The sequence below is a fragment of the Brotaphodocola sp. genome (genome assembly GCF_050873065.1).
Taxonomy (GTDB): Bacteria; Bacillota; Clostridia; order Lachnospirales; family Lachnospiraceae; genus Brotaphodocola.
Window position 1 is genome coordinate 69990 of sequence record NZ_JBNMIC010000002.1, and the last position, 24744, is coordinate 94733.

Genomic DNA, 24744 nt, shown 5'->3' on the forward strand with positions numbered 1-24744 from the left:
GAGGAGGTGGATGTATATGTTTGATTTTCTGAAAAAAAAGAAACAGCCGCAGCAGCTTACGGCAATGATCAATGGGGAAGTTATCCCGGTGACAAAGGTGAAAGATGATGTGTTCTCATCCTGCATGCTCGGAAAAGGCATCGCAATCCATCCGACAGACGGAACGGTCATCGCCCCGGCAGACGGCAAGATTACCGTTACAATGGAGGGCACAAACCATGCGGTCGGAATCCGTATCGCAGAAGGATTTGACCTGCTGATCCACATCGGCATCGATACCGTATCTTTAAACGGGGAAGGATTCATCTCTTACGTGAAGACCGATCAGAAAGTAAAAGCAGGAGACAAACTGATTGAATTTGACAAGGATCTCATCGAGTCCCGCGGGCTCTGTTCTGATGTTATCCTGATCGCCATCGATAACCCGGAGCTTCCGGATATCACTTTCAAGTCCGGTATGCAGGCTACCGCCGGAGAGACGGTTGTCGCAACCTGGTAAATATAAATGATAATAAGAAGAAAGAGCGTCTTACCGGATCGGCTTTTGCCAAAAATCCACGTAAAACGCTCTTTTTGTCTCTTTCTATCTTTTACTCTCCGTCAGTCTCACGGCGTCTCAAAATGTCATACGGATTCAGCTTTGTTGCGAGATCCACCCAGATGATCTGGCGCGCATGCGGCGCACTCTCCTGCGGCGTTCCGTCCTCTGCGGTAATTGCGCATACCGTCGCTTCCACATTGCTGCCATCCGGCTTCATGATCTCAATCGTCTCGCCGACAGAAAACTTGTTCTTCTGCTCAATCCGGCACCAGCCATCCTCACGGACAGTCTCCACCGTTCCCAGATACGTATAATTCTTGACATACGTGTTATTGTCATAAATCTGGCTCTCTGTTCCCGGCTTTCCGAAATAGAATCCGGTTGTGAAGTCACGGGTCGTACACTTTCCGATCTCCTCGCGGTACCAGCTGATGTTCTTGCGGTAAAGTTCCGGATCTTTCTTGTAATCATCAATCGCACGGCGGTAAGCACGCGCAACCGTTGCCACATAGAGAGCAGTCTTCATCCGTCCCTCAATCTTGAAACTGTCAATTCCAGCCTCGATCATCTCCGGGACGTGCTCAATCATACACAGATCCTTGGAGTTGAAGATAAAGGTTCCACGCTCATTCTCAAACACCGGCATGTACTCACCCGGTCTTGACTCCTCCATCAGCGCATAGTTCCAGCGGCACGGATGGGTGCAGGCTCCCTGATTTGCATCGCGCCCCGTGAGGAAATTGCTGAGCAGGCAACGTCCGGAATAAGAAATGCACATTGCTCCGTGGATGAAGCTCTCGATCTCCATATCATCCGGAATCTTCTCGCGGATCTGGCGGATCTCTGCAAGAGAGAGCTCACGCGCAGAAACCACACGCTTTGCACCGAGGCGGTGCCAGAACAGATAAGTCCCATAGTTCGTGTTGTTTGCCTGCGTGCTGATATGAATCTCCATCTCCGGAAGCACACGCTTTGCGATCTCAAAGACACCAGGATCTGAGATAATCAATGCATCCGGACGGATTTCCTTCAGCTCCTCAAAATACTGCTCCACACCCTCAAGATCCTGATTGTGTGCCAGAATATTTGCAGTTACATAGACTTTCGCTCCGTGTTCATGTGCAAACTCAATTCCTGCTTTCATATCCTCAGCAGAAAAGTTCTTTGCTCGCGCACGCAGTCCAAATGCCTCTCCGCCGATGTACACGGCATCTGCGCCGTAAATTACGGCGGTTTTCAGCACGTCCAGACTGCCTGCCGGAATCAGCAACTCTGTCTCTCTCATGGTTTCCTCCTCATTATTTTCTCATTGTTTTACTATCTTTATTTTTTACATTATAGTTCCTTATTTCTTCACGCTCAGCGCAACTCCATCTCCGATCGGAATCACGCTCGTAAACAGTTCCTCGTGATGGGTCAGCGTGTAGAGATACTCTCTCATGCGGGCATGGATCGTCCGGTTGCGTCTCTCCACAGCAAAGCGGGACTCAATGATATCCCCGTCCTGAAGTACATTGTCCGAAAATAGCAGGCCGCCTGGGGTGAGAAGTCTTAAAATCGACGGAAGCCAATGAATATACTGCCCCTTTGCCGCATCCATAAACACGAAATCAAAAGGCCCTTCAAGTTCCCCGAGAATCTTCTGCGCATCTCCCTCAAGGAGAGTAATGTCTTCCTCCGCCTGCGCAAGTGCAAAGTGTTCTTTTGCTTTCTGGATGCGCACCTCGTCCCTCTCGATTGTCGTGATGTGAGCTTTCTCTGGCATCACCTGACGCATCAAAAGCGCCGAGTATCCCACAGCGGTACCGACCTCCAGAATTCGCATCGGGCGGACCGCTGCAATCTGCGTCTGAAGAAACGCCGCCGTCTCACGCCGGATAATCGGCACAAAATTTGCCCTTGCCTCCCTCGCGATCCGGTCACAGAATTCCCCATGACCACGGTCCAATGAATGAATATATGCCGTAACTCGTTCCTGATCCATCTTTTCTCTGCTCCACCTACTCCATCTATTTCATTTGCTTCATCTGCTTCATTTAGAACGCTCCAGCAAATCTCCGAAATAAAAGATTCGCTGAAGCGCCCAAGTTTATCCGTTTATATGATGATCCGGTTTCCCAGTCCTCTGTTTCCCGGTTTTTCGATTTTTCTCAGATTCTCCAGCCTTCCGATTTGAATTCCTAAATTTTTAAGTTTCTGAATTTATGAATTCTTAAATCTCTAGTTGGAGCTGTCCTTCGTCTCCTCCGTCTTCTTCTCATTGAGAGCCTGAAGAATCTCCTTTGACGTCATCGACGTATTCAGCGTGTACGTTCCGGGCTGAATCTTATAGTCATAAAATTTCAGCTGAATCTCCACTGCAAGCTCATTTGAAATCAGTCCCACATCGTGAAGCAGCTGAACCGATTCCTTTGAGGTCTGCCCATCCGGAATCGTGATCGTCTTGTCCGTTCCCGGAGCCGCCTCCACAGCCGTCGCATAGAAGATCGAATGGCCAAACGCATACCCTCTGGTCACTCCTTCTGCGAGCAAAAGAATAATCAGCGCATAGAGAATCAGCTTTCCGGAAATTCCGATGATTGCTCTCGTTATTTTGTTGATATCACGCGTAATCTGGCTCATGCACGTTTCATCCTTCCCTGTTTCTGCCCGCACGTTCTGCACATTCTCTTCCCCGCTCCCGCCGGTAAGTGGTTCCGTGCAGACATTCAAGCACTAAGAACGGTATCTCTCAAGCTATATCTCTCAAACTGTTTACTCGACTTCTTACTCGACTTCCATGATGATCGGAAGGATCATCGGGCTGCGCTTCATGCGCTTCCACAAAAAGTCACTCAGGCTGTCACGGATGATATTCTTGATCTTGCCCCAGTCGGTCACATGGCGATCCAGACAGTCTGCAACGGCATTGTCGACAATGTTCTTTGCATCATCCATCAGATCCTCGGACTCTCTCACATAGACAAATCCGCGGGATACGATGTCCGGACCTGCGAGAAGCTGGTTGCTGTACTTCTCAAGTGTCAGCACAACGATGATGATACCGTTCTGAGCGAGATTCTGACGATCTCTGAGGACGATATTTCCGACATCGCCGACTCCAAGTCCATCTACAAGGATTCCGCCTGCCTGAACCTGGTCAACGACCTTGCAGTAGTCCTCACAGATCTCCACAACATTTCCGGAAGACATGATCAGTGTGCGCTCCTTCGGCACTCCCATCGCCATCGCAATGCTGCGGTTTGCAACAAGATGACGATACTCACCGTGAACCGGAAGCGCATAGCGCGGATGAAGCAGAGAGTAGATCAGCTTGATCTCCTCCTGGCATGCATGGCCGGATACATGGGTATCCTCGGTGATAACCTCGACACCCTTCATTGCCAGCTCGTTGATAACCTTGGAGACTGCCTTCTCATTTCCCGGAATCGGGTGAGAGCTCATGATTACGACATCGTTCGGCTTGATCGTCACTTTGCGGTGCATGCCGGATGCCATGCGGGACAGAGCTGCCATCGCCTCTCCCTGGCTTCCGGTCGTGATCAGAACTGTCTGCTCGTCCGGATAATTCTTGAGCTGGTCGATGTCAATCAGCGTGTTCTCCGGAATGTTGATGTAACCGAGCTCACTTGCCGTTCCGATGACGTTGACCATGCTTCGTCCCTCGACAACAACCTTTCTTCCGTACTTGCATGCGGAGTAAACGATCTGCTGTACACGGTCCACGTTGGATGCAAAGGTTGCAACGATGATACGGTTGTTCTTGTGCTCTGCAAATACCGCATCAAACGTCTTGCCGACAGTTCTCTCCGATGCGGTAAATCCCGGACGGATCGCATTTGTACTATCAGAAAGCAGGGCAAGAACTCCCTTCTTTCCAAGCTCTGCAAAGCGCGGAAGGTCAAATGCATCTCCGAATACCGGAGTGTAATCCACCTTGAAGTCGCCCGTGTGAACAATCACACCTGCCGGAGTGAAGAGAGCAAGTGCTGCCGCATCTGCAATGCTGTGGTTTGTCTTGATGAACTCCACGCGGAATGCGCCGAGCGTGATCGACTGACCATGCTTTACCACTTTGCGCTTCGTGTTCTTCATCAGGTTGTGCTCTTTGAGCTTGTTCTCGATCAGAGCGATCGTCAGCTTCGTTCCATAAACCGGAACATTGATTTTCTGAAGAATATAAGGAAGGGCTCCGATATGATCCTCATGTCCATGGGTGATCACAAATCCCTTTACCTTGTCGATATTTCTCTCAAGATAGGTGACATCCGGAATGACGAGATCGATTCCGAGCATATCGTCTGTCGGGAAAGCAAGACCACAGTCGACAACCACAATCGTGTCCTCATACTCGAATGCCGTGATGTTCATACCGATCTGCTCAAGTCCGCCGAGCGGGATGATGCGTACCTTTGCCTGACCCTCACCGGTTCCCGGAACAAATCCAACCTCTTCCGGTGCAGCCACAGCCGGAAGTTTTGCGTTCTGGCGCTCTGCGCGCTTCGGTGCCTTCGTTCTCTGGGCTGCCGTCTTCTCCGGTTTCTCCGGTCTATCTGATCTGTCATTTCTGTCCTGACGCTCGATCTTTTTCTCCGGCTTCTCTGCTCTCTCCTGCTTTGCTCCCTGCTTTGGAGAGGATTTGCCCGCCTCATGTTTTTCTGCCTCGTGCTGCTGTTTTGGCTTTCCGTTCTTCTTCGGGCGGTTTTCTCCCTGTGTCTTATTCTCGCGCTTGCGCTCGTCCGGATTCTTGTCGTCCCGCTTCTTTTCCTCCTGACGATCCTGACGCTGAGGACGGTTTCCGTCTCTGCGCGCTCCGCCGCGGCCCTTCTTCTGTGCCGGACGGTTTGCGCCCTCCGGCTTTTCGTCTGTCTTCTTTTCGGCTTTCTCTTCTGCCTTTGCTTCCGCCGTCTTTTCTTCTCTCACCTGCACGTCCTGCTCAATCTGCTTTGCAGCCTGAACATCCGCCGGCTTCTCAATCGGCTGTCTCTCTGCCGGCTGAACCGATTTTTCCTCACGCTCTGTCGCAGGAGCCGCATAAACTTCTGCATTCTGATTTTCTGTATTCTGTTTTTCTGTCATGCAATCATTTCCTCCACATTCTAATGAATTGCTGCGTCAAAAATCTTTTTTCGATTCCTGCTTTCCTGTAAAAAAGACTTTCTCAGACAGCTTCCGGCCATTCACAAAGCCAAAATCCCAACGGGATTTTCCATCTACTCTACATTTTTCTCTTTTTCAGATTTCTGCTTTTTCAGGCATTCTCTGCAAAATCCATATAAATTCAATTCGTGATCTGTCACCTGGAATCCAATTCGTTTCTGAACTGCCTGTTCCAGCCCATCCAGCAGATCATCTTCAATGGAAATGACCGCCCCGCACCCCAGACAAACTGCATGGTGATGACGATGATGCCCATCTGTGCCTTCCTTGCCGAACTCATAGCGGGCAAACCCGTCATCCAGACTGATCTTTTCAATAATATGGAGCTCCACCAGAACCTGAAGCGTCCGGTAAATCGTTGCCAGACCAATCTCCGGGTATCGACGGCGCGCAAGTTCATAAATCTCCTCCGCCGTCAAATGCTCATCCGGATGATCCGCGATTGTCTCAAGCACCAGCATCCGCTGTGCCGTTACCTTCAGTCCCTTATCCCGGAGAATCTCACGAAACCGCTTCTGTTCCATCCGCTCTCTTCTCCTATTTTCAGAGCATTCTATTTATTCTCTTTTTACTTACGAATCTCGACTTCCATGTCTTCCATCAGCTCTGTAAAAATGCGGTAGAGATAATCCAGTTCATCATCATTTTCCACAAATTCATAGACAGCATCGCTATCCTCTGCCTTCGAGACATCTTTCAGAATATAGCACTCCCCGTCTTCCTCTTCATCTTCGGAATCCGTCACCATCAGATAGTTCATGCCGTTGATCCGGGTTTCTTCCAATACATAAAAATCTACAGATTCCCCGTCTTCTGTCTGCAGTGTAATCTTTTCTTCCTGTGTCACCTTTTTACTCCTCATGACTCTTTCACGAATCTCGCAAAAATCTCGCAAAATTGCTTAAATAGTTTCGTTTTTCTGTTCACTCTTCAAGGAGCCGAGGTACGACTGCAAGATCAGAGTTGCCGCAATTTTATCAATAACCTTCTTCCGATCTTCCCGCCGAACTCCGCTCTCCATCAAGATTTCATTCGCCTCTATAGTTGTCAGACGCTCATCCCACAGAACAACCGGCAGACCGGTTCTGCGAATCAGCATATCGCGAAATTCTTCTGTTTTTCTCGCACGCTCTCCGACGGAGTCGTCCATATTCAGCGGATATCCCAAAACGATGGTCTCCACCTCATACTCTGCAACAAGAGCCTCAATCCGCGCTAAAGTACGGCGCAGTTTTCCCTCATCCTTGCGTGTGATCGTCTCCACTCCCTGCGCGGTAATTCCGAGCGGATCGCAGACTGCCACACCGACGGTCTTCGAGCCATAATCCAATCCTAAAATTCTCATATTTTGTTCTCCAGATTTCATGCACCGGGCTTCTCATCCGTCTGCAGTCTCTTCCGGTGCTTCCTCTCCTGCAAATGCGGATGTATCGAAAAGACTGTCAGCCTTTCTCAGACGGATCGGACTGACAGTCTTCTTCTGTTGCCGCCGAAGTCTGCTCTATCCTCCATCACCTGCATCAGGCAAAAACAAACCTCGACCTGTTCCTCCCCTGCCGTCCGATCATGCACCGAATGTTCCAAACACACGCTGGCATTCCTTGGCGCACTTCGACCCTTTGTCAGAAGAGTTCCGGCAATATGCCTATTTTTTCAGCTTTGCATCAATATATACCGACATCAGCTCTTCGAGAATCTCATCTCTCTCCACCTTCATAATCAGGCTTCTCGCACTCTTGTAGCTGGTGATATAGGTCGGATCTCCGGACATGATATATCCGACAATCTGATTGACCGGATTGTATCCCTTTTCCGTGAGCGCCACATATACCTGCTCGAGCACCTGGCTGACATCCATCTTATTTTCCTGTACTGCTTTAAAAAACTGTGTATTATGAATTTCGCCCATGCTTTTCACGTCCTTTAACTATTCTTCTCTATTCTATACTACTTTTTCTGATTCGGCAAGGGGATAATCAATTTTCCATTCCTTCATCAGAAAAATCATTTTAAAAATTCTTATCCGTACGCATCAATAAAATTTCATCTGTGAGCATCTCGGTAAGCTTTCCTCTCACAAGCATGTTTCTGGCACCAAGTTCTGCCGGGTATGCTACTTTTACGTATTCCTTCGTATAACCGGTCAGGTAAGTCACACCTCCGATCTGCGTCTCCTCCTCGAGAAGCACCTCCTCCTCTTTTCCGAGGAATGATTTCCGGTAATCGAGCGACTGTCTCTTCTCAAGTTCAAGCAGCACATCGCTTCTCTTTGCCTTGACCGGATCCGGAACCTGGTTCGGCATCACGGCTGCGCGGGTTCCCGCACGGCGTGAATACTTGAAGATATGCATCTCATAAAAACCGATCTCCTCAAGGAAGGATTTCGTCTGTGCAAACTCCTCCTCCGTCTCTCCCGCAAATCCCACAATCACATCTGTCGTGATCGCCGGATTTACGAAGACGCGGCGCAGAATCTCACACTTTTCCCGGTACTCTGCGGTGTCATAGCGGCGGTTCATGCGTTTGAGCGTCTCATCACATCCGCTCTGCAAAGACAGATGGAAATGCGGACAGATTTTCTCCGATGAAGCAAGTGCTCTCGCAAATTCCTCCGTCACAATTCTCGGTTCGAGGGATCCAAGGCGGATTCTCTTGATCTTCTCCACCTTCTCAAGGCGAAGAATCAGGTCGAGAAGCGTCTGGCGCTCTCCTTCAGGAAAATCCAGACCGTAGGAACTCAAATGAATTCCGGTCAGCACGATCTCCTGATAGCCTGCCTCGGCAAGCTCCCGAACCTCCTTCTCGACCTCCTCTAGGCGGCGGCTGCGCACGCGTCCTCTCGTGTACGGGATGATGCAGTAACTGCAAAACTGGTTGCATCCGTCCTGTACTTTCAGAAACGCACGGGTATGCTCTCCGGTATGATGAAGTTTCAGCTCCTCGTACTCCTTCGTCTTTCCGATCTCAATCACATGATCTTCCGCAAGGTGCTGGTGCTCCTTTGACTCTTCGCCGGAAGGATTCTTTGCTTCCTGCCCTGCAGTACCCTGTCCATTTCTTTCCCTCTCTGCAAAATATTCCTCAAGAATCGGAACAAGATCTTTCTTCTTATTATTTCCGATAATCACATCGACTGAGAGATCCTTTTTCAGTTCTTCCGCTGCCGCCTGTACATAACAGCCCGCTGCAACAACGACCGCACCCGGATTCATCTTCTTTGCCCGGTGCAGCATCTGTCTCGATTTCTTATCTGCCACGTTCGTCACCGAACAGGTATTGATGACATAGACATCCGCCTGATCCTGAAACGGGACAATCTCATATCCGGCTTCCTCGAGAAGCTGCTGCATTGCCTCCGTCTCATAAGCATTTACCTTGCAGCCCAAGTTATGTAAAGCTGCTCTCTTCATTGACTATTCTCCTTCATATTTTTTCAAGTCGACGCTCGCAAAGCGTATAACTTCCAATCCTTTTTCTGCAAATAATCCTTAAAACTCCCTATTGACTTTTCAGCCAGTTATGAGTAGTATTGTTATATGGCAGACGGGCGAAATGTGCCGTCACAGCCAAAAAGGGAATGACAAAAACAAGGAGGCTTATTTACATGAAAACCGTTCGTATTTCTTTAAATTCCATCGATAAAGTAAAATCTTTCGTAAACGATCTGTCCAAATTTGATGTTGATTTCGACCTGGTATCTGGCCGTTACGTAATCGACGCAAAGTCCATCATGGGTATCTTCAGCCTGGATCTGTCCAAGCCGATCGACTTAAACATCCATGCTGAGGCAGGAATCGATGAGATCCTGGAGACCCTTTCTCCGTACATCATCAAATAATGATCCTTCCGGAATTTTACATATTAATTCAATCAAAATATATGGAATCCGAGATCAACGGGATGCTTTCTCTCTGAGAAACGCATCCTTTTTTATTGCATATTTGTGGAAAGTCAGCGCTCACGCCACCGGCCTCCCACAAATATGTAAAATCATACTCCATCCATTTTTCAGATAAAATATCCTGAATGAATCAAATTACTCGCACCAGATCATCTCTGCGGTATCGATCGCCGTCTTCATCATCTCATCAATCTTCTCCTGAAGATTCAGCTCAGAGCGGTGAATGTAAGTCAGGTTCGGCTTGATCACCGGATGCTTTGCCACGAAGATCGTGCAGCAGTCCTCATACGGCTGGATCGAAGTCTCGAACGTTCCGATCTTCTCGGAAATATCCACGATCTCCTGCTTATCAAAACCGATCAGCGGACGGAATACCGGCATTGTGCAGACCTCGTTCGTCGCTGCCAGAGAGTGCACAGTCTGGGAAGCAACCTGTCCGATGCTCTCACCGGTGATCAGCGCCAGCGCATCGTTTCTGCGGGCAATCTCCTCCGCGATCTTCATCATGTAACGGCGCATAATGATCGTCAGCTCCTCATGCGGACACTGCTCATAGATGTAGAGCTGGATATCTGTGAAGTTTACGACATAAAGCGGAATCGGACCGGAATACTTGGACACCTGCTTTGCCAGATCCACAACCTTCTGCTTTGCGCGCTCACTCGTGTAAGGCGGAGCATGGAAGTAAACAGCATCAATCTTTACGCCGCGCTTTGCGATCATGTAACCTGCAACCGGGCTGTCAATTCCGCCGGAAAGCAGAAGCATTGCCTTTCCGTTCGTTCCAACCGGCATACCGCCCGGTCCCGGAATCATCAGGGAGTAAATGTTCACAAGTTTGCGGACCTCCACCTTCAGGAGTACCTGCGGCTTATGGACATCAACAGAAGTCTCCGGATACGCATTCAGAATCGCCTCTCCGAGATCGGCATTCATCTGCTCGGAATGGATCGGGTAGCTCTTGTCGGCACGACGGCTGTCGACCTTAAAGGTGAAGTGTTTGTCCTCATAGACCTCTCCGATGTAATCCACAACGATCTTTTTGAGGTTCTCGAAGTCCTTCTCCTCAACCTGAAGCATCGGGCAGATCCACGCGATACCGAACACACGCTGAAGTGCCTCAATCACCTCATCGTAATCATAATCGCTGACTGCCTGCACATAGATACGTCCGGACTCCTTGGAGATCTGGAAGGATCCCTCTACTTTTTTGAGTGCCACCTTGATCTGGTGAATCAGGGCATCCTCAAACAGATACCGGTTTTTTCCCTTGGTTCCGATCTCTGCATACTTAATCAAAAATGACTGAAATTTCATGCAAATTCCTTTCTTTGTTGTATTTATAATCGGCTAATAACTTAACCGTTTTTCTCTGTTCAACTCTATTCTTATCTTAACTTTCTTATCCTCTGCGGTAGCGGCGCAATACCGGAAGAAGTTCCTTAAGTGCCTCGATGCAGTAGTCAATCTCTTCTTTCGTGTTGAACACGCCGAAGCTGAAACGAATCGTGGAATCGAGGAGATCCGGCTTCACTCCGATTCCCTTTAACGTACCGCTGATTCCCGGATGATGGGAAGAACATGCGGAACCGGAAGAGACGAAGATGTTCTTGTCCTCAAGCGCATGAAGAAGCACTTCTGCACGCACACCCTCAAAGCTGACGCTCACAATCTGCGGGGCACTCTCCTCGCCTTTCTTGCTGTTGACCACGCATCCCTCGAGTTCGCCGATGCGGTCAATCAGATAATCTTTCAGCTCGATCATCTTGCGGATCTTCTCCGCGTGATTCGTGTACATGATCTGTGCAGCCAGTCCGAGACCTGCGACACCCGGAACATTCTCCGTGCCGGAACGAAGTCCATTCTGCTGGCCACCGCCGTAGATCAACGGTTTGATCTTCACACCATTCCGGATGTAAAGAAAACCGGTTCCCTTCGGTGCGTGAATCTTGTGTCCGCTGACAGAGAGAAGATCAATTCCCTCCTTCTTCGGGCGGATCACATATTTTCCGTAAGCCTGAATCGCATCCACATGGAGCAGCGTCTTCGGATTCTTCTCTTTCACGATCTTTGAGATCTCTGCAATCGGCTCGACCGCTCCGACCTCATTGTTGACATACATCACGGAGACGAGAATCGTGTCCGGGCGCACTGCCTCTCTCAGCTCATCGAGACTGATGTGTCCATTTTTGTCAACCGTAAGGAACGTCACCTCAAATCCGAGATCCTCCAGATATGCAAGCGGATTGTAGACAGACGGATGCTCGACCGCCGTGCTGATGATGTGCTTTCCCGCACGCTGGTTTGCGAGCGCTGTGCCGATCAGGGCCATATTGTTGGACTCCGAGCCGCCGGAGGTAAACAGAATCTCTTTCTCTTCCACTTTCAGCGTCTTTGCGATCTGCGCGCGTGCTTCCTTAATATAACGCTCCGCCTCGACGCCTTTCCGGTGCAGGGATGCCGCATTGCCGTAGTCCTCCGTCATCACCTTGACGACAAGATCCTTCACCTCATCGAGCACCCGCGTCGTCGCGGAATTATCAAAATATGCTTCCATTTTTCTTTAATCCTCCAGTTGAAACATCAAGATCGACAGGGCTGTGAGACCTGCTGTCTCTGTCCGCAGAATCCGTCTTCCGAGCGTGATCGGAACCACACCTGCTGCCTTTGCCTCTTCCACTTCCTCCACGTCGAAACCGCCCTCCGGCCCGATGAAGACTGCCACGTCCATTCCCGGACGAACCTCAGACAGAATGCGCTTTGTCTCTGCCATTCCCTCTGCAAGCTCATACGGAATCAGGGCAAGGTTCATTTGCGATGCCCGCTTCACCGCCTCCGAAAAGCTCTCCACCGCACTGACCTCTGGGATCATCATGCGTCCCGACTGTTTTGCCGCACTCTCTGCAATCGCATTCCAGCGTCTGAGCTTGGCATCCTCTTTCTTCTTGTCAAGCTTCACCACAGCGCGTCTCGTCGCAACCGGAATGACCTCGTAGACGCCGAGTTCCACGGCCTTCTGGATGATCAGATCCATCTTGTCGCTCTTTGGAAGTCCCTGAAAGAGGTAGAGTCTCGACGGAAGTTCGCTCGAATCTGCCTCCTCCGAGAGGATTTTCGCACGGATCTCATCCGCCTCCATTGTCTCAAGCTCACAGACATAATTTCTCGAAATACCGTCGCGGATTCCGACTTTCTCGCCCGGTTTCATTCTCAACACATTTCGGATATGGTTGACATCCTGACCGGTAATCACTGCATAACCGTCCGCAATCTGCGCCGGTGTCACAAAAAAATGATACATGTTCTCTTCCTACTCCTACTTTCTGCGCGCGGTGATCGAAACCCAGTCGTTCTGATGATTGATCTCCACGATCTCCAGCTCCGGGTTTGCCTCCATTGCCTGGCGCACATCCTCTTCCTTCGTGTTGATGATTCCGGATGTGATGAAGATTCCGCCATGCTTGAGATGCTGTGCAATCTCGCCCTGAAGCATGATGATGACCGGGGCAAGAATGTTTGCCACAACAATATCGTAGCACTCGTATCCGGCCTGATCCTGAATCGCCTTGTCATCAATGATATTTCCCTGAACGACGCCAAACTTCTCTGCCGGAATGTGGTTTGCCTCAAGATTTTCCTTGACCGCAACAACCGCATTCTCATCGAGATCGGTTCCAAATGCCTCGGCTGCACCGAGTTTCAGAGCTGCAATTCCAAGGATTCCGCTTCCGGTTCCGACATCGAGAACCTTCTCGCCACCCTTGATATACTTATCGAGCTGGCGGATGCAAAGCTGAGTCGTCTCATGCTTTCCGGTTCCGAATGCAGTTCCCGGGTCAATCTCGATCAGCAGCTTATCTGCGTGCTCCGGCGGAATCTCCTCCCAGGTCGGTTTGATCAGGATGTCATCCACGGTGAACGGCTTGAAATACTGCTTCCAGTTGTTGATCCAGTCCTTATCCTCAGTCTCGGACACGGAAATCGTGCGCTCGCCCACATTGACAAACTCGCTTAAGTCATCGAGTCCCTCCTCGATGTTGCGAAGAAGATCCTCGAGATTGGTTAAATCTTCCAGATAGAAGCTCACCTTTGCGCTTCCGTCATCCGGCGGAAGTTCCGGGAGAATGTCGATGAACATGCCCTTCGTGTCTGCCTCAGACAGCGGCACATTGTCCTCGATCTCAATACCCTCGATGCCAAGCTCATCGAGCATGCTGCTGATCAGATCAACCGCCTCCGTGGTGGTCTTCAGTGTAAATTTTGTCCACTTCATAAATGTTTCATCCTTTCTTTTGTCTCTTTCGTTTCCAGTAGTTATGTTTCTTTATAATTAATTTTATTTCTTTAATTTTTTTCTTTTTTATTCCTTTAATTTCCGGAAAGAATTTTAATAAACAGGATTGCCAGAACCACCAGGACCACTGGTCTGACGATCTTCTGCCCATTATGTACCACAAGGCCGGAACCGATATAGTGTCCTGCGATACAGAATAAACCGGCGCTCACACCCAGCGTGTAATTGGCAGTCCCGTGGAGCAGGAAGGTCGTGAGGGCTGCGAGATTGGAAGACAGATTGATCATCTTTGTCATTCCGGATGCCGTCTGGACATCGAGTCTCGCCAGACCGGTCAGCACAATCAGGAGAAACGTTCCCGTTCCCGGACCATAAAATCCATCGTACATTCCAATGATGAGGGACGCACAGACCGCCACTGCAAACGTAGCCGGATCGGAGAGAGGGCCCTTTTCAGAGCCTGCTCCGAAATTCTTATTTTTCAGGACATAAAAAGCAACAATCGGGAGAACCGGAATCATCAGATTTTTCAGGATCTGATCGCTCGCCAGAAGAGAGAGTCTCGATCCGATCATGGAACCTAAAAGTGCCGAAATGCAGGCACAGATCGAGAGCGTAATCAGCTTTCTTCCTTTAATATAGCCGTTTTTCAGATATCGTCCCGTTGAGATCACCGTTCCCATCGAAGAGGAGATCTTATTCGTTCCGATCGCAATGTGGGCCGGAACCCCGGCGATGATATATGCCGGAAGCGAGATCAGTCCGCCTCCGCCTGCGATTGAGTCAACAAAACCGGCCAGAAATACAAGCGGCCATACAATCAGATATTCTTTCATCCTCTTTTGTCCTTCCTCCCTTTTGTTTCTCTTGTACCTTTCCAAAAAATACACAAAGCTCAAAATATCATAACACACTTTTTTCCTGTTTACAAGCGAGTTTCCCGCCCAAACAGGGCGCGATGAATCCCCTCACATAAAATCTTGCTGATTCGCTGAATTCTCTCATCAATGTCGGGCGGAGTCACATATAAATCGCGCAGTTCCGGGTTCAAATGTTCCTCCCAGCCGCCCTTTGCCTCAATCTCCCACGTCTCAAGTGAGCTGATCGTATCGTGCACAATCGAGGTCGCACTGACGACAGTCGGAACCCCGACCGCAAACACCGGCACTCCAAGACTTTCTCTTGTCAGCCCATGTCGGTGATTTCCCACCCCCGATCCCGGATGAATCCCGGTGTCCGTCAGCTGGATCGTCGTCCCGAGACGCCGGACACTGCGCGCGGCGAGCGCATCGATCACCACAACCATCTCCGGCTTTGTCTCCCCGACAATCCCCTTTAGAATCTCCGCACTCTCCATCCCCGTCTGTGCCATGACGCCCGGAACGATCGCACTCAGCAGCGGCAGATGGCGCTCCTTACAGAATCCCTCCCCGAACTGACCGTCGAGGTGGCGCGTCACTCTGAGATTCGCCATCGTGCGCGGTCCCAGCGCATCCGGTGTCACAAAGGCATTTCCAAGTCCCACGATAAGAATTCTTCTTCCCTCAAATCCTGTTTCCTGTTTTACACTGTCTATTCCGCCACTTTCCCTGTTTTTTTCCCCGCGTTCTCCGTCTGTATCTGCGTCTTTCTGCTCTCTCAAAAGCAGCCTGCTAAGCTGAACGGCAAACTCGGAAGCAATCTCCTGTGCCTCCTCCTCATCATTTCCCGCCATTCCATCTGCCTCGAGCGTCAGATAGACTCCCTCCGGCTTCCCCATCGCTCTCGCCCCATGCTCATCGAGAATCTGCACCTCCGTCATCTTCACCGCCGATCCGCTCTCCCTCCACTCCCGGAGTGCGACTCCTGCGATCTCTCCGCCATCGCCCGGAAAGCTCTCTCTCTCCTCCACTGCCAGGTCTGTCCGGATCTCAAAATTTTTCTCATTTTCTGCCATTTTGTGATTTTCCTTTCCCTCAGCTTCCAGTTCTCCCGTCACCGTTCATGCGTAACGTTTTTTTGTTTCTCTGAGCCTGCCTGCTTTTTATTTTTTCGAAAAATCCTTAGAATTATGTATTGACATTTTCTGAGAAATTGAGTAGAATACAAAAGTATGTTTACATTGAACTGTCCGTGTCCAGGCTTTGATGCAAACCAGATGCTATTGAATTATTTTTTTATAATTGGAGGTGCCCAGATTGGCAAATATTAAGTCTGCTAAGAAAAGAATTTTAGTTACCGAGACCAAGGCTGCTAGAAACAAAGCTATCAGATCTAAGGTTAAAACTGCTTGCAAGAAGGTAGAGGCTGCTGTTGTTGCAGGAGATAAGGCTCTTGCTCAGGCAAGCCTGAATGCTGCTATCTCTGAGATCGAGAAGGCTGCAACCAAGGGTGTTTACCACAGCAACACTGCTTCCAGAAAGGTTTCCCGCCTTTCCAAAGCTGTTAGCGCAATGGCGTAAGCATAAGACTGGAATTTTATATAACCCAAAAAAGAACTTCGATCCCTGGGTGTGGGGAATCGAAGTTTTTTTTTGTTATTTTCAGTACTCTTTTGCGATCAGCAGTTCCACTGCAAGGCGATCCTGAAGCCGCCCGCTCTTGACTGCTTCCTCGGCATCAACGCACAGATTTACATAGGAAAGAATCTGTTCGCGCGTAAACTGGCGCGCCTGCGGCATCGTCTTTCCCACGACAAACGGCTGAAGTTTCAGGGCAGAGGCGATCGCACCGCGGTCCATCCCTTTTCCCATCAGCTCTTTCACCTGCAAAATCTGGTTAAACTGTCTCGCAATCAGGAACAGAATTCTCATCGGCGGCTCCTTGAGCGTCAGAAGGTCTTCATAGAGATCCATCGCCTTGTGCGGCTGTCTTCCCGCAATCGCCGCAACCATCTCAAAAATCCGGTTTGTCACCTGCGGAGTGCAGATCGCCCTCACATCCTCATCGGTGATCACCTCTCTTCCGAGTGTATAGCTGATGAGTTTTTCAAGCTCCATGCGAATGTTTTCCATGTCGTCTCCGGTCATACTTAAAAACAGCTCCATGGTTCTTCCGGTGATCTTCTTGTCCGCCTTTGCGAGAATCGCCCCTGCCCATCGTGCGAGCTGGACACTGTCCTGCCGGTTCATCTCGGCCACATATCCGATCTCCTTGATCTTCTTGTAGAGCTTGCTGCGCTTATCCACCTCTGACTCCACAAAAATCATGCAGGTCGTATCCGGCATCTGTGAGAGATAGGAAAGCAGCGCCTCACATCCCCCCTTCAGAAATCCGCTGTTCTCTATGAGAATCAGACGATGCTCCGCAAAAAACGGCATCGTGTCTGCAAGACGGATTACCTCCTCGACGTCAATCCCCTTGCCCTCAAAAGAAGCAAAATTCATGGTGTCCCCGTCAAGAATCGCCTCCGTCATCTTTTTCTTATAACTGTTCTTTAAGAAAGCCTCTTCCCCGCAAATCAGATACACCGGTTGAAAAGTGCGATTCTTGATATCCTGATTAAGTGTCTGCATCTCTCATCTGCCTCCATGTCTTCCACGAAACTTTCTTTCCATCTGTGTGAACGAAGATACTTCCATCCTGCCCCGTCCCAAGTGTCCGGATCCCCCGCACTTTCAGTCTCTCGATCGTCTCCTCGTGCGGGTGGCCGTAGCGGTTCTTTTTTCCATAAGAGACCACCGTCATCTGCGGTCTCACCGCATCAAGCCACTCCTCACTGTTTGAGAACCGGGAGCCGTGATGTGCCAGTTTAAGCAAAAAGATCCCTCTGATTTCATCTGGTTCTCCCTCCACAGATGGCAAACTGCGAGACAACCCTGTCCCGCTTTTTGCACACATTAACTTTATAAGTGCATCCTCTCCTGCCTGACTCATGTCCCCGGTCAGAAGCATCGCAAATTTCCCATACTCCACGCGAAGCACAAGCGATTGCTCATTGCGGTCTGTCTTTTCTGTCTCTGTCTGTTTTTCCTCTGTCTGTTCTGCCCCGGTTCCACCGGGAATCCTCTCCCTCTCTCCCTGTACCAAGGCACCCGGATACAGACAGCGAATGCGCAATCTGCCCGCCCGAAGTTCATCCCCTCTTTCAAGCCAGACGACATCGCTGCCGCGACGCTCTGCAAGCGCCGTGAGCGTCCCATACACCGGATCGCCCGCCCCTGCCCGCGGAAGAATCAACTTCTTTACCCGGATATCTGCCTCCTCCTGAAAAAGCCACAAAAGCCCGCTTGTGTGATCCGTGTCCCCGTGACTGACAATCACAGCGTCAATCTCCCGGATTCCACTGCTCTTTAAAAACGGAACCAGACGGTTTTTCCCGAAGCTTTTCTCATCGCTGCTGCCGCCGTCAACCAGAATCACCGATGAATCCGCCCGAATACAGATCCCATCTCCCTGCCCCACATCGAGAAATGTCACATCCAGTCCACGATGTGGAAGCGGAAGAAGAAATATCCCAAGCGCAAAGAAGACCCCCATCGTCCATCCGGCCCGACTGTGCGCGCGGTTCTGGTTCTCACAGCCGTCCCATTTTTTTAATAAGAACAGGCTTCCCGCCAAAGCCCCGTAGTAGACTCCGATCTGCCAAAACCCCGGGCGCCCGAGAATCAGATGACTTCCCGGAAATTTTGCAAAGAACAGGCAGCACCACTCATACCAGCGAAGAAGCAGCCTCGCCCCACCTGCGGCAAACTGACCTGCACCTTGTGAGATCTCTGCAAGCACAAGCCCTGTCCCCGCGGATCCCACAAGAATCCCCGCAAAAGGAACAACGAGAAGATTCAAAAAAATTCCATACAGCGGAAACTGAAAGAAATGCCAGAGCACAAGCGGGATTGTCATCGCGTGCATTCCGATCCCCGCATCAAACGTATCGGAGACTCCGACACGCTCCCGCCCAGATAAGCCAAGTCCCACAATCGCCCCGAAGGAGAGCTGAACTCCCGCCTGCGTGAGAAGATACGGACTGTCCCACATCAGAATCAGCGCCGCAAAGCCCAGTGCACTCAGGCGGTCATACGTCCTTCCAAGATACGAGGCAGCAAAGCCGCAGAGTGTCATCACAAGTGCGCGGATCACTGACGCAGAGCTTCCGCTCATCCACGCATATCCGCTCAGCACGACTCCGGCAGCAATCGCGGAGAAGCCAAAACCGGCACCCATCCGGCGCAAAAGCCCATAGACCGCGAGACTGACAAGAGAGAGATGAAGCCCGCTGAGTGCAAGGATATGCGCAATCCCGTTTTCCTGATAGAGCGTGCGCACTTCGCCCGGAAGTTCCGTCCGGTCTCCGAGAAGAACCGCGCGCAAGATGCCCGCATCCTGCTCTCCGACCGCCCTCCTGAGATTTTCAGACGCATGCAGAGAGACTTTCCGGAGGGATTCTGAAATCACATCCGTTTCCCGGTTCTCAATCCCAATAGAAGTCGCAAACATCCGATACGTCAGCTTTCTCGACCGATAATAGGTGCGATAGTCAAACTCTCCGGGCGCGCGCGGCTCATCAAACGCATAGCAGCTTCCCCTCACCCGGATCCGGTTTCCGCAGGAAATCCGATCCATCGTCTGACCCGGTTTTTGATCGGTATTCCTGTCTGCCTTTACAAGAATCCGCCGAAGTTTTCCACCGCCAGATCCCTGATTTTGAGACTGAGACTGAGCGCTGCATCCATCTAAAATGAGTTCCCATGCCTCATCCTTCTGCGTGATCGATCTGACCCGCCCGGTGACTGTCACACGCTCTCCGTCAAGTCCGAGCGCAAGCTCCCGCTCACAGACCTGCCTTTCAACTGCTGCCCTGCCCATCCCAAGCCCGACGCAGATTGCTGCCGACAAGAGCAGAACGGGCAAAGACAGCTTTTTCTTTCTGGGTTTTAAAATTTTTGATTTTTGAATTTTTTCAAGGTACAAACCCGCAGCCGTGACTGCCGCAAGCACTGCGCCCGCAGCAATCATTCCCGCGAGTAGTTCCATCACCGCTCTCCCACACAGAATCCATGCCTCTCCAAGTACGAATCCTCCTGCAAGGAACACAAGCGGTCTCTTAATGGTCCGATCCTCCTATAAAATCAAGGTTGCGCTCAAAGAGCGTATTGAGTGGAATCTTGTCCCGGAACACAACATTCTGGTTTCCGTCAACTGTGATCTGCACCCGGCTGACAGAGGACTGCTCAAGCAGCGAGTCCACAATCGAGTAAATCGGAATGTAATCCTGAACATCCAGCGCATTGTTGAGAAAACTGCCGTCAAAATTCAGATAGCACACATTCTCATTCACGGAAATGTTTAAAAGCTTTGTCTGCGGGTCGAGTGTCGGGCACAGATTCTCCGACTCCGGCCCCTCAAGAAGCGCCTCAACGACAACTTTCTCGACCGAGGTGTTGATGTTGTGCATCACACTTCTGCGTTCCGGGTAAAGTTTTTCCCCATCTGCATCCGTAAAATACAAGGTCAGCTCCGTCTTCTCGTAAGCATTGATATCCGTGATGCTGTCGACGAAATCCGAATCGCTGAGCATTCCAACCGGCATATTGCTGGCATCGAGAAGCGGCTGGTCTCCCGCATAGATATTGATGTAGTCAATCCCATCAATCTGTGTCATCGTCTTTGCTAACGCCGCACGGCAGAGAATCTCCCGGTAAGGCTTCATGCTCGTGTAATTGTTGTCAAAATAAAGATAGAGCACCACATCTTCTCTTTTGTATCCCTGATAAACCACCTTGTCCGAGAGCGCCATCTGCGCATCCAAGTCAGCCGGAACATGCAATAGCTGTTCCATCAGTTCCTGAATCAAAAAATCCTGATCGGTCGTCTCCGTCTGGTAGTCGCGGGCGACGAGGCGGGAAGCCGACGGATTCAGATAATAAATCTGATACGTCTTTGCCCCGTCCTCTGTCTCGACTCTCGTCTTCTGACAGCCGGCAATTCCCAGCACGAGAAGGAGGAGTGCCGCCAAAAAGAGCAGGCCATTTCTTTTCTGTTTCTTATCCATCTGATTTTTGTCCCTGCCTTCCTCTGTCACGCAATATAATTGAGCGGAATCCGGATCGTGAAGGTACTTCCCTCTCCCTCCCGGCTCGTCAGCTTGATCGCACCCTTGTGCATCAGCACAACATTTCTCGTGATTGCAAGTCCGAGTCCGCTTCCGCCCGTCTCGCGCGAGCGCGCCTTGTCGACCCGGTAGAAACGCTCAAAAATCCGGTCCTGAGCCTCCTCCGGAATTCCGATTCCGGAGTCAGACACCTTGATGTAGAAAAATTTGTGGTCGGCGTCGAGGGTCACGCGCACCCAGCCATCTTCCTTATTATATTTGATCGCATTCTCCACAAGGTTCGTGATCGCAAGCGAGAGCTTCATCTCATCGACATCCGCCGTCACCTCGCGGATACTCTCAAAAATCAGCTCAACTTTCTGACGGTTCGCGATCGGACGCAGACGTTTGAGGATCTGCTCGACGAGCGTGTAGATGTTGGACTGGGAGATATTGAGCTCCGCCTCAGATTTGTCCATCTTCACGAGCGAGAGGAGATCGTCGATGATCTTGCTCTCCCGGTCAATCTCATCCGAGATATCCTCCATAAACTCCCGGTAGAGTTCCACCGGAACCTCGCCCATTCCCATCAGAGAATCCGCAAGCACCCGGATCGAGGTGATCGGAGTCTTGAGCTCGTGGGAGACATTCGATACAAACTCCTGGCGCGACTGGTCGACCTCACGAAGTTTTGTGATCGTCATCTCAACCGCTCTGGAGATGTCCTGCGTTTCCTTATAACTGTCAGTGCTGATATCCGTGTCGAGAGCGCCCTGCGCCACATGGTTTAAGCGATTCTGAAACTCCTTAAACGGAAAAATCAGGCAGGAAGCCGCAGCGATCGCGGCAAGCAAAACCACAAAAAACACAATGCTCTGGAGCAGAACCGCCTTGTCGTGAACCGCATCCGCAAGAGACATAAGCGGCTCCGTCGACGAGGTGATAATCATAACACCCTGCACGGCCTTCTCTGCCGAATTGTCGTAAATCGGCGTCGTCTGGATAAAATAGTGCTTGTTCTTGATGTATCTGCTCATTGTCTCGCCCTGATAACAGCGGATCACCGCCTCTGCGATGTGGAGACGGTTTTCCGCAATGTGAAACGTGTCCTCCACAATGCGGAAATTCTGGTCGACGACAACGATTCTGCCGTCAAAAATATCTGCCACCGTCTCAATCTCACTGTTCATGACCGAGCGGTCGGAACCGCTTAAATATCCTGCCCTCGTCAGCTTATCACTCAAAATCTGGCACTGGTTCTGAACCTCCGCCATTCTCGCCTCAATCTGGTTCTGGCGCACAGAGGCAATCGCCGCATGCGTGCACAGAATCATCGGAATCAGGCCAAACAGCACAAGAAGAATCACAACCGGTACCTTTAAGCTCACCGTCACCCTCTGCCTGACTGCAAAGGGAAACTGCCATCTCCTCTTTACCTGATCCATCGCCTTTTTCCTCTCCCTAATCTCTAAATTCCATGAATCTGCAGACCTGCCTGTGCAGGCCGCCAGTGCCGTCATTCACGTCATTCACAAAAGCCCATGGAATCATCTTTGAACTCACCTTAATCAAGTTTCTTCGTGCAGGCAAATGCAAGCGCACCCGGTCCGATGTGGCAGGCAACGCTTAAAGACAGCGGATCCATGTGAATGCCGGTGCTCTTCGGGAAGCGCTCCTTGATCTCCTTGAGGAACTCTTCTGCTGCCTCACGGTCATATGTGTACGCAATCTGAAGCCAGGTGTGCTCTGCCTCCGGATCGTTAAAACGGTTCTCCAGATCATGCTCGATCGCCGTGATCATCGTGCTCTTCGCCTGCTTCATCGTCCGTGCCTTGGAGAAGGAATCCAGCTTCTCTCCCTGAATCTGAAGCACCGGCTTGATGCGAAGCAGAGTTCCGAGAGCTGCTGCCGCCGGGGTGATTCGTCCGCCCTTCTTCAGATATTTCAGTGTATCCACGGTGATGTAAATGCTCGATTCCATCTTTGTCTCTTCGAGCACGCGCTTGATCTCGGCTCCATCCATCCCCTTTGCAGCCATCTCCTTTGCGTCAAGGGCAGACTGGCGCTGGGTCACAGAGATTCTCTGGTTGTTTACGACAAAGACCTTATCCTCATACTCATCCTCGTCCGCAAGCATCATCGCGGTCTGGCAGGAACCGCTGAGTCCGCTTGACATCGGAATATGCACAATCTGGTCGTACTCCCCGAGAAGTTCATCCCACAGCTTCATCACAGTCTCCGGGGACGGCTGGGAAGTCGAAATCTCTGCACCATCCGTCAGATGGGCATAAAACTGTTCCTGCGTCAGGTTGATGTCCTCCTCATACGTCTCTCCATTAATCATAAATGGCATCGGAATCACCGCGATTCCAAGTTCCTTTGCCTGTGCCTGTGTAATTCCGCTGTTGCTGTCTGTAACGATTGCTATCTTCATCTTTCTCTGAAATCTCCTTTTTCTTTTCTATCTTTTCTATTTTTCTGTCTTTGCTTTTTGTCTTTGCTTTTTATTTCTTTCTTTTTGTTTCTTGTTTTTTATCTCTTACTTCCTGTCTCTTACTTTCGGTTTTTCTTCCTCGATGACTTCAACTCTCCGGATCAGGTCGATCGCCCAATTCTCCTCAGAAGGATTCTGATAGCGCACGCTGACGATCGTCATCTGGTTTTTGTATAGAATCTGCGCCGCAACCTCGTAGCTTGTCTCGCCGTCCTTCTGTCTCGGGCGATAGATCGCCACACGGCCGCGAAGCCCTCCATGCTCAAAGTCGATAACGCGCTCCACCCGGCTCTGCTCAAATGGCTGGTTCTCAAACTCCGCCTCGTGTTCTAAATTCATTGCACAGATGTAGTAATCATGGCCGCCTTCCGCCTTTCCATCATAATAGCGCTCAGAATTGCCCTGTCTCGTCCCGTCATAGAGATAATTCCCGGGCACTGCAAAGCGCAGCGATCCGATTGTCCGAAACAGAAGTCCCTTCCGGCATCCGACCTGGGCATCTCTCGGAAGATCCGGCGTCCGCTCAAGGTTTTTCGGCTCTCGCCCGTCAAGCGCGCAGAGCTCCCGGTATTCCTTCTTCGGAAAAGGGAGATCCTCCTTCAATTCGAGCGCCCGCTCAAGCAGATCGAGAATCTTTCCGTTGATCACCCGGTCCTCTTCGCTTCGTTTTGACGGCATAAAGTAGCACTCCTGATTCATCAGGACAAGCGCACAGTTTCGATAATAGCAGGCATCTTTCTCCTCCTCATTCCAGATGAAAAAGTCCTTTGCAAATCCCATGCTGACTCCGGAATGAACAATGTTTCGGATCTCCTCCATCGAGAACTGGCGGATGTGCGTCATCACCATCCCCTGCTGCTTCTCCGGCAGATAATAATTTGCCGGCCAGCACACGAGCTGGCGGTCCGCCCGGTCCTTCTGCTCAAAAATCTGTCTCATCAGATCACCGAACCAGGGATAAAAATATTCTCTTCTCATCCGGGCAAAATCCCGGTCCCGGCTATATCCCGTGTCATCCTCGACAAGAAGTCCGAGCTTTCCTCTTGCCGCATAGAGATCCAGAAAATGGATCACAGCCGCATGAAACCCCGGTCCTGCCACATTCGTCTGGCACTCACCGACAATCTGTCCTTTCTTCCATGCCATCCACAGAAATCCCTCCGGGCAGAACTGGTAGATCACATAATCCTCAAACATCTCACAGTGGTATCCCATCTGACTGGCAAGTTCCCGCGAAAATGTCCGCATCCGCTCCGGATTCCAGGTGTTCTGGGGAAGCCATCCGCGCTGTGGCTTCATCGAAAATGAAATCGTTATGCCCATACTCTTCCCTCTCCTGCTCTGT

General features: G+C 50.6%; 24 protein-coding genes. 3 read left to right on the top strand and 21 right to left on the bottom strand.

Annotated elements, in window-relative coordinates:
• Nucleotides 1-16 precede the first annotated feature (16 nt).
• Complete coding sequence (locus tag ACR0QE_RS01205; RefSeq protein ID WP_432626560.1) at nt 17-499, top strand: PTS sugar transporter subunit IIA; 483 nt, start codon at nt 17-19, stop codon at nt 497-499.
• A 91-nt stretch (nt 500-590) separates the two neighbouring features.
• Here ACR0QE_RS01205 and ACR0QE_RS01210 read toward each other — a convergent pair whose 3' ends face one another.
• From ACR0QE_RS01210 to mtaB, 9 genes are all read right to left on the bottom strand, one after another.
• Entirely contained in the window at nt 591-1826 is a 1236-nt protein-coding gene (locus tag ACR0QE_RS01210) for a peptidase U32 family protein (protein ID WP_432626561.1), read from the bottom strand.
• A gap of 60 nt (nt 1827-1886) precedes the next feature.
• Complete coding sequence (locus ACR0QE_RS01215; protein WP_432626562.1) at nt 1887-2525, bottom strand: O-methyltransferase; 639 nt, start codon at nt 2523-2525, stop codon at nt 1887-1889.
• A gap of 236 nt (nt 2526-2761) precedes the next feature.
• Entirely contained in the window at nt 2762-3163 is a 402-nt protein-coding gene (locus ACR0QE_RS01220; RefSeq protein ID WP_432626563.1) for an endolytic transglycosylase MltG, read from the bottom strand.
• 144 nt (nt 3164-3307) lie between these two features.
• Nucleotides 3308-5620, bottom strand: coding sequence for an RNase J family beta-CASP ribonuclease (locus ACR0QE_RS01225; protein WP_432626564.1), 2313 nt, complete (start codon nt 5618-5620; stop codon nt 3308-3310).
• 134 nt (nt 5621-5754) lie between these two features.
• A complete protein-coding gene (locus ACR0QE_RS01230) occupies nt 5755-6225 on the bottom strand; it encodes a Fur family transcriptional regulator (protein ID WP_432626565.1) in 471 nt (156 codons plus the stop codon).
• A 44-nt stretch (nt 6226-6269) separates the two neighbouring features.
• Nucleotides 6270-6548, bottom strand: coding sequence for a DUF1292 domain-containing protein (locus tag ACR0QE_RS01235; RefSeq protein WP_432626566.1), 279 nt, complete (start codon nt 6546-6548; stop codon nt 6270-6272).
• 54 nt (nt 6549-6602) lie between these two features.
• On the bottom strand, nt 6603-7046 hold the full coding sequence (gene ruvX / locus ACR0QE_RS01240) for a Holliday junction resolvase RuvX (protein ID WP_432626567.1): 444 nt from the start codon (nt 7044-7046) through the stop codon (nt 6603-6605).
• 300 nt (nt 7047-7346) lie between these two features.
• A complete protein-coding gene (locus ACR0QE_RS01245) occupies nt 7347-7610 on the bottom strand; it encodes an IreB family regulatory phosphoprotein (RefSeq protein WP_177976948.1) in 264 nt (87 codons plus the stop codon).
• A 100-nt stretch (nt 7611-7710) separates the two neighbouring features.
• Nucleotides 7711-9111, bottom strand: coding sequence for a tRNA (N(6)-L-threonylcarbamoyladenosine(37)-C(2))-methylthiotransferase MtaB (gene mtaB / locus ACR0QE_RS01250; RefSeq protein ID WP_432626568.1), 1401 nt, complete (start codon nt 9109-9111; stop codon nt 7711-7713).
• A 194-nt stretch (nt 9112-9305) separates the two neighbouring features.
• On the opposite strand from mtaB, the gene ACR0QE_RS01255 reads away from it, so the two are divergent.
• Nucleotides 9306-9539 carry an HPr family phosphocarrier protein gene (locus ACR0QE_RS01255; RefSeq protein WP_177976755.1) on the top strand — a complete coding sequence of 78 codons (234 nt, stop codon included), beginning with the start codon at nt 9306-9308 and terminating at the stop codon, nt 9537-9539.
• A 198-nt stretch (nt 9540-9737) separates the two neighbouring features.
• Here ACR0QE_RS01255 and thiI read toward each other — a convergent pair whose 3' ends face one another.
• From thiI to gpr, 6 genes are all read right to left on the bottom strand, one after another.
• Nucleotides 9738-10919: a tRNA uracil 4-sulfurtransferase ThiI gene (gene thiI, locus ACR0QE_RS01260; RefSeq protein WP_432626569.1), complete on the bottom strand. Its 1182-nt coding sequence runs from the start codon at nt 10917-10919 to the stop codon at nt 9738-9740.
• 85 nt (nt 10920-11004) lie between these two features.
• Complete coding sequence (locus ACR0QE_RS01265) at nt 11005-12159, bottom strand: cysteine desulfurase family protein (RefSeq protein WP_432626570.1); 1155 nt, start codon at nt 12157-12159, stop codon at nt 11005-11007.
• 6 nt (nt 12160-12165) lie between these two features.
• Entirely contained in the window at nt 12166-12903 is a 738-nt protein-coding gene (locus ACR0QE_RS01270; RefSeq protein ID WP_432626571.1) for a 16S rRNA (uracil(1498)-N(3))-methyltransferase, read from the bottom strand.
• Between the two features lie 15 nt (nt 12904-12918).
• Nucleotides 12919-13875, bottom strand: a complete 957-nt coding sequence (gene prmA, locus ACR0QE_RS01275) for a 50S ribosomal protein L11 methyltransferase (RefSeq protein WP_432626572.1) — start codon at nt 13873-13875, stop codon at nt 12919-12921.
• 95 nt (nt 13876-13970) lie between these two features.
• A complete protein-coding gene (locus ACR0QE_RS01280) occupies nt 13971-14732 on the bottom strand; it encodes a sulfite exporter TauE/SafE family protein (protein WP_432626573.1) in 762 nt (253 codons plus the stop codon).
• A gap of 89 nt (nt 14733-14821) precedes the next feature.
• On the bottom strand, nt 14822-15832 hold the full coding sequence (gpr, locus tag ACR0QE_RS01285; RefSeq protein ID WP_432626574.1) for a GPR endopeptidase: 1011 nt from the start codon (nt 15830-15832) through the stop codon (nt 14822-14824).
• A gap of 241 nt (nt 15833-16073) precedes the next feature.
• Between gpr and rpsT the strand changes: the two genes are divergently transcribed.
• Complete coding sequence (rpsT, locus tag ACR0QE_RS01290) at nt 16074-16337, top strand: 30S ribosomal protein S20 (RefSeq protein ID WP_432626575.1); 264 nt, start codon at nt 16074-16076, stop codon at nt 16335-16337.
• Nucleotides 16338-16418: 81 nt separating this feature from the next.
• Here rpsT and holA read toward each other — a convergent pair whose 3' ends face one another.
• From holA to ACR0QE_RS01320, 6 genes are all read right to left on the bottom strand, one after another.
• Nucleotides 16419-17390: a DNA polymerase III subunit delta gene (holA, locus tag ACR0QE_RS01295; protein WP_432626576.1), complete on the bottom strand. Its 972-nt coding sequence runs from the start codon at nt 17388-17390 to the stop codon at nt 16419-16421.
• The gene (locus ACR0QE_RS01300) at nt 17377-19908 is read right to left on the bottom strand and encodes a DNA internalization-related competence protein ComEC/Rec2 (RefSeq protein ID WP_432626577.1); all 2532 of its coding nucleotides are present in this window, start codon (nt 19906-19908) and stop codon (nt 17377-17379) included. Before ACR0QE_RS01300 ends, holA begins: the two co-directional genes overlap by 14 nt.
• Nucleotides 19909-19918: 10 nt before the next feature.
• Complete coding sequence (locus tag ACR0QE_RS01305; RefSeq protein ID WP_432626578.1) at nt 19919-20866, bottom strand: GerMN domain-containing protein; 948 nt, start codon at nt 20864-20866, stop codon at nt 19919-19921.
• Between the two features lie 26 nt (nt 20867-20892).
• A complete protein-coding gene (locus tag ACR0QE_RS01310; protein WP_432626579.1) occupies nt 20893-22350 on the bottom strand; it encodes a sensor histidine kinase in 1458 nt (485 codons plus the stop codon).
• 119 nt (nt 22351-22469) lie between these two features.
• On the bottom strand, nt 22470-23339 hold the full coding sequence (locus ACR0QE_RS01315) for a DegV family protein (RefSeq protein WP_432626580.1): 870 nt from the start codon (nt 23337-23339) through the stop codon (nt 22470-22472).
• A 105-nt stretch (nt 23340-23444) separates the two neighbouring features.
• The gene (locus tag ACR0QE_RS01320; RefSeq protein ID WP_432626581.1) at nt 23445-24722 is read right to left on the bottom strand and encodes a hypothetical protein; all 1278 of its coding nucleotides are present in this window, start codon (nt 24720-24722) and stop codon (nt 23445-23447) included.
• Between the last annotated feature and the right edge of the window lie 22 nt (nt 24723-24744).

Coding starts and splice junctions, on each gene's coding strand:
- ACR0QE_RS01220 (WP_432626563.1), bottom strand. CDS start 3,163: ATGAGCCAGATTACGCGTGATATCAACAAAATAACGAGAGCAATCATC.
- ACR0QE_RS01255 (WP_177976755.1), top strand. CDS start 9,306: ATGAAAACCGTTCGTATTTCTTTAAATTCCATCGATAAAGTAAAATCT.
- prmA (WP_432626572.1), bottom strand. CDS start 13,875: ATGAAGTGGACAAAATTTACACTGAAGACCACCACGGAGGCGGTTGAT.
- holA (WP_432626576.1), bottom strand. CDS start 17,390: ATGCAGACACTTAATCAGGATATCAAGAATCGCACTTTTCAACCGGTG.
- ACR0QE_RS01315 (WP_432626580.1), bottom strand. CDS start 23,339: ATGAAGATAGCAATCGTTACAGACAGCAACAGCGGAATTACACAGGCA.
- ACR0QE_RS01225 (WP_432626564.1), bottom strand. CDS start 5,620: ATGACAGAAAAACAGAATACAGAAAATCAGAATGCAGAAGTTTATGCG.
- ruvX (WP_432626567.1), bottom strand. CDS start 7,046: ATGAGAATTTTAGGATTGGATTATGGCTCGAAGACCGTCGGTGTGGCA.
- ACR0QE_RS01270 (WP_432626571.1), bottom strand. CDS start 12,903: ATGTATCATTTTTTTGTGACACCGGCGCAGATTGCGGACGGTTATGCA.
- ACR0QE_RS01215 (WP_432626562.1), bottom strand. CDS start 2,525: ATGGATCAGGAACGAGTTACGGCATATATTCATTCATTGGACCGTGGT.
- gpr (WP_432626574.1), bottom strand. CDS start 15,832: ATGGCAGAAAATGAGAAAAATTTTGAGATCCGGACAGACCTGGCAGTG.
- ACR0QE_RS01305 (WP_432626578.1), bottom strand. CDS start 20,866: ATGGATAAGAAACAGAAAAGAAATGGCCTGCTCTTTTTGGCGGCACTC.
- ACR0QE_RS01210 (WP_432626561.1), bottom strand. CDS start 1,826: ATGAGAGAGACAGAGTTGCTGATTCCGGCAGGCAGTCTGGACGTGCTG.
- ACR0QE_RS01280 (WP_432626573.1), bottom strand. CDS start 14,732: ATGAAAGAATATCTGATTGTATGGCCGCTTGTATTTCTGGCCGGTTTT.
- ACR0QE_RS01265 (WP_432626570.1), bottom strand. CDS start 12,159: ATGGAAGCATATTTTGATAATTCCGCGACGACGCGGGTGCTCGATGAG.
- ACR0QE_RS01205 (WP_432626560.1), top strand. CDS start 17: ATGTTTGATTTTCTGAAAAAAAAGAAACAGCCGCAGCAGCTTACGGCA.
- thiI (WP_432626569.1), bottom strand. CDS start 10,919: ATGAAATTTCAGTCATTTTTGATTAAGTATGCAGAGATCGGAACCAAG.
- mtaB (WP_432626568.1), bottom strand. CDS start 9,111: ATGAAGAGAGCAGCTTTACATAACTTGGGCTGCAAGGTAAATGCTTAT.
- ACR0QE_RS01245 (WP_177976948.1), bottom strand. CDS start 7,610: ATGGGCGAAATTCATAATACACAGTTTTTTAAAGCAGTACAGGAAAAT.
- ACR0QE_RS01320 (WP_432626581.1), bottom strand. CDS start 24,722: ATGGGCATAACGATTTCATTTTCGATGAAGCCACAGCGCGGATGGCTT.
- ACR0QE_RS01230 (WP_432626565.1), bottom strand. CDS start 6,225: ATGGAACAGAAGCGGTTTCGTGAGATTCTCCGGGATAAGGGACTGAAG.
- ACR0QE_RS01310 (WP_432626579.1), bottom strand. CDS start 22,350: ATGGATCAGGTAAAGAGGAGATGGCAGTTTCCCTTTGCAGTCAGGCAG.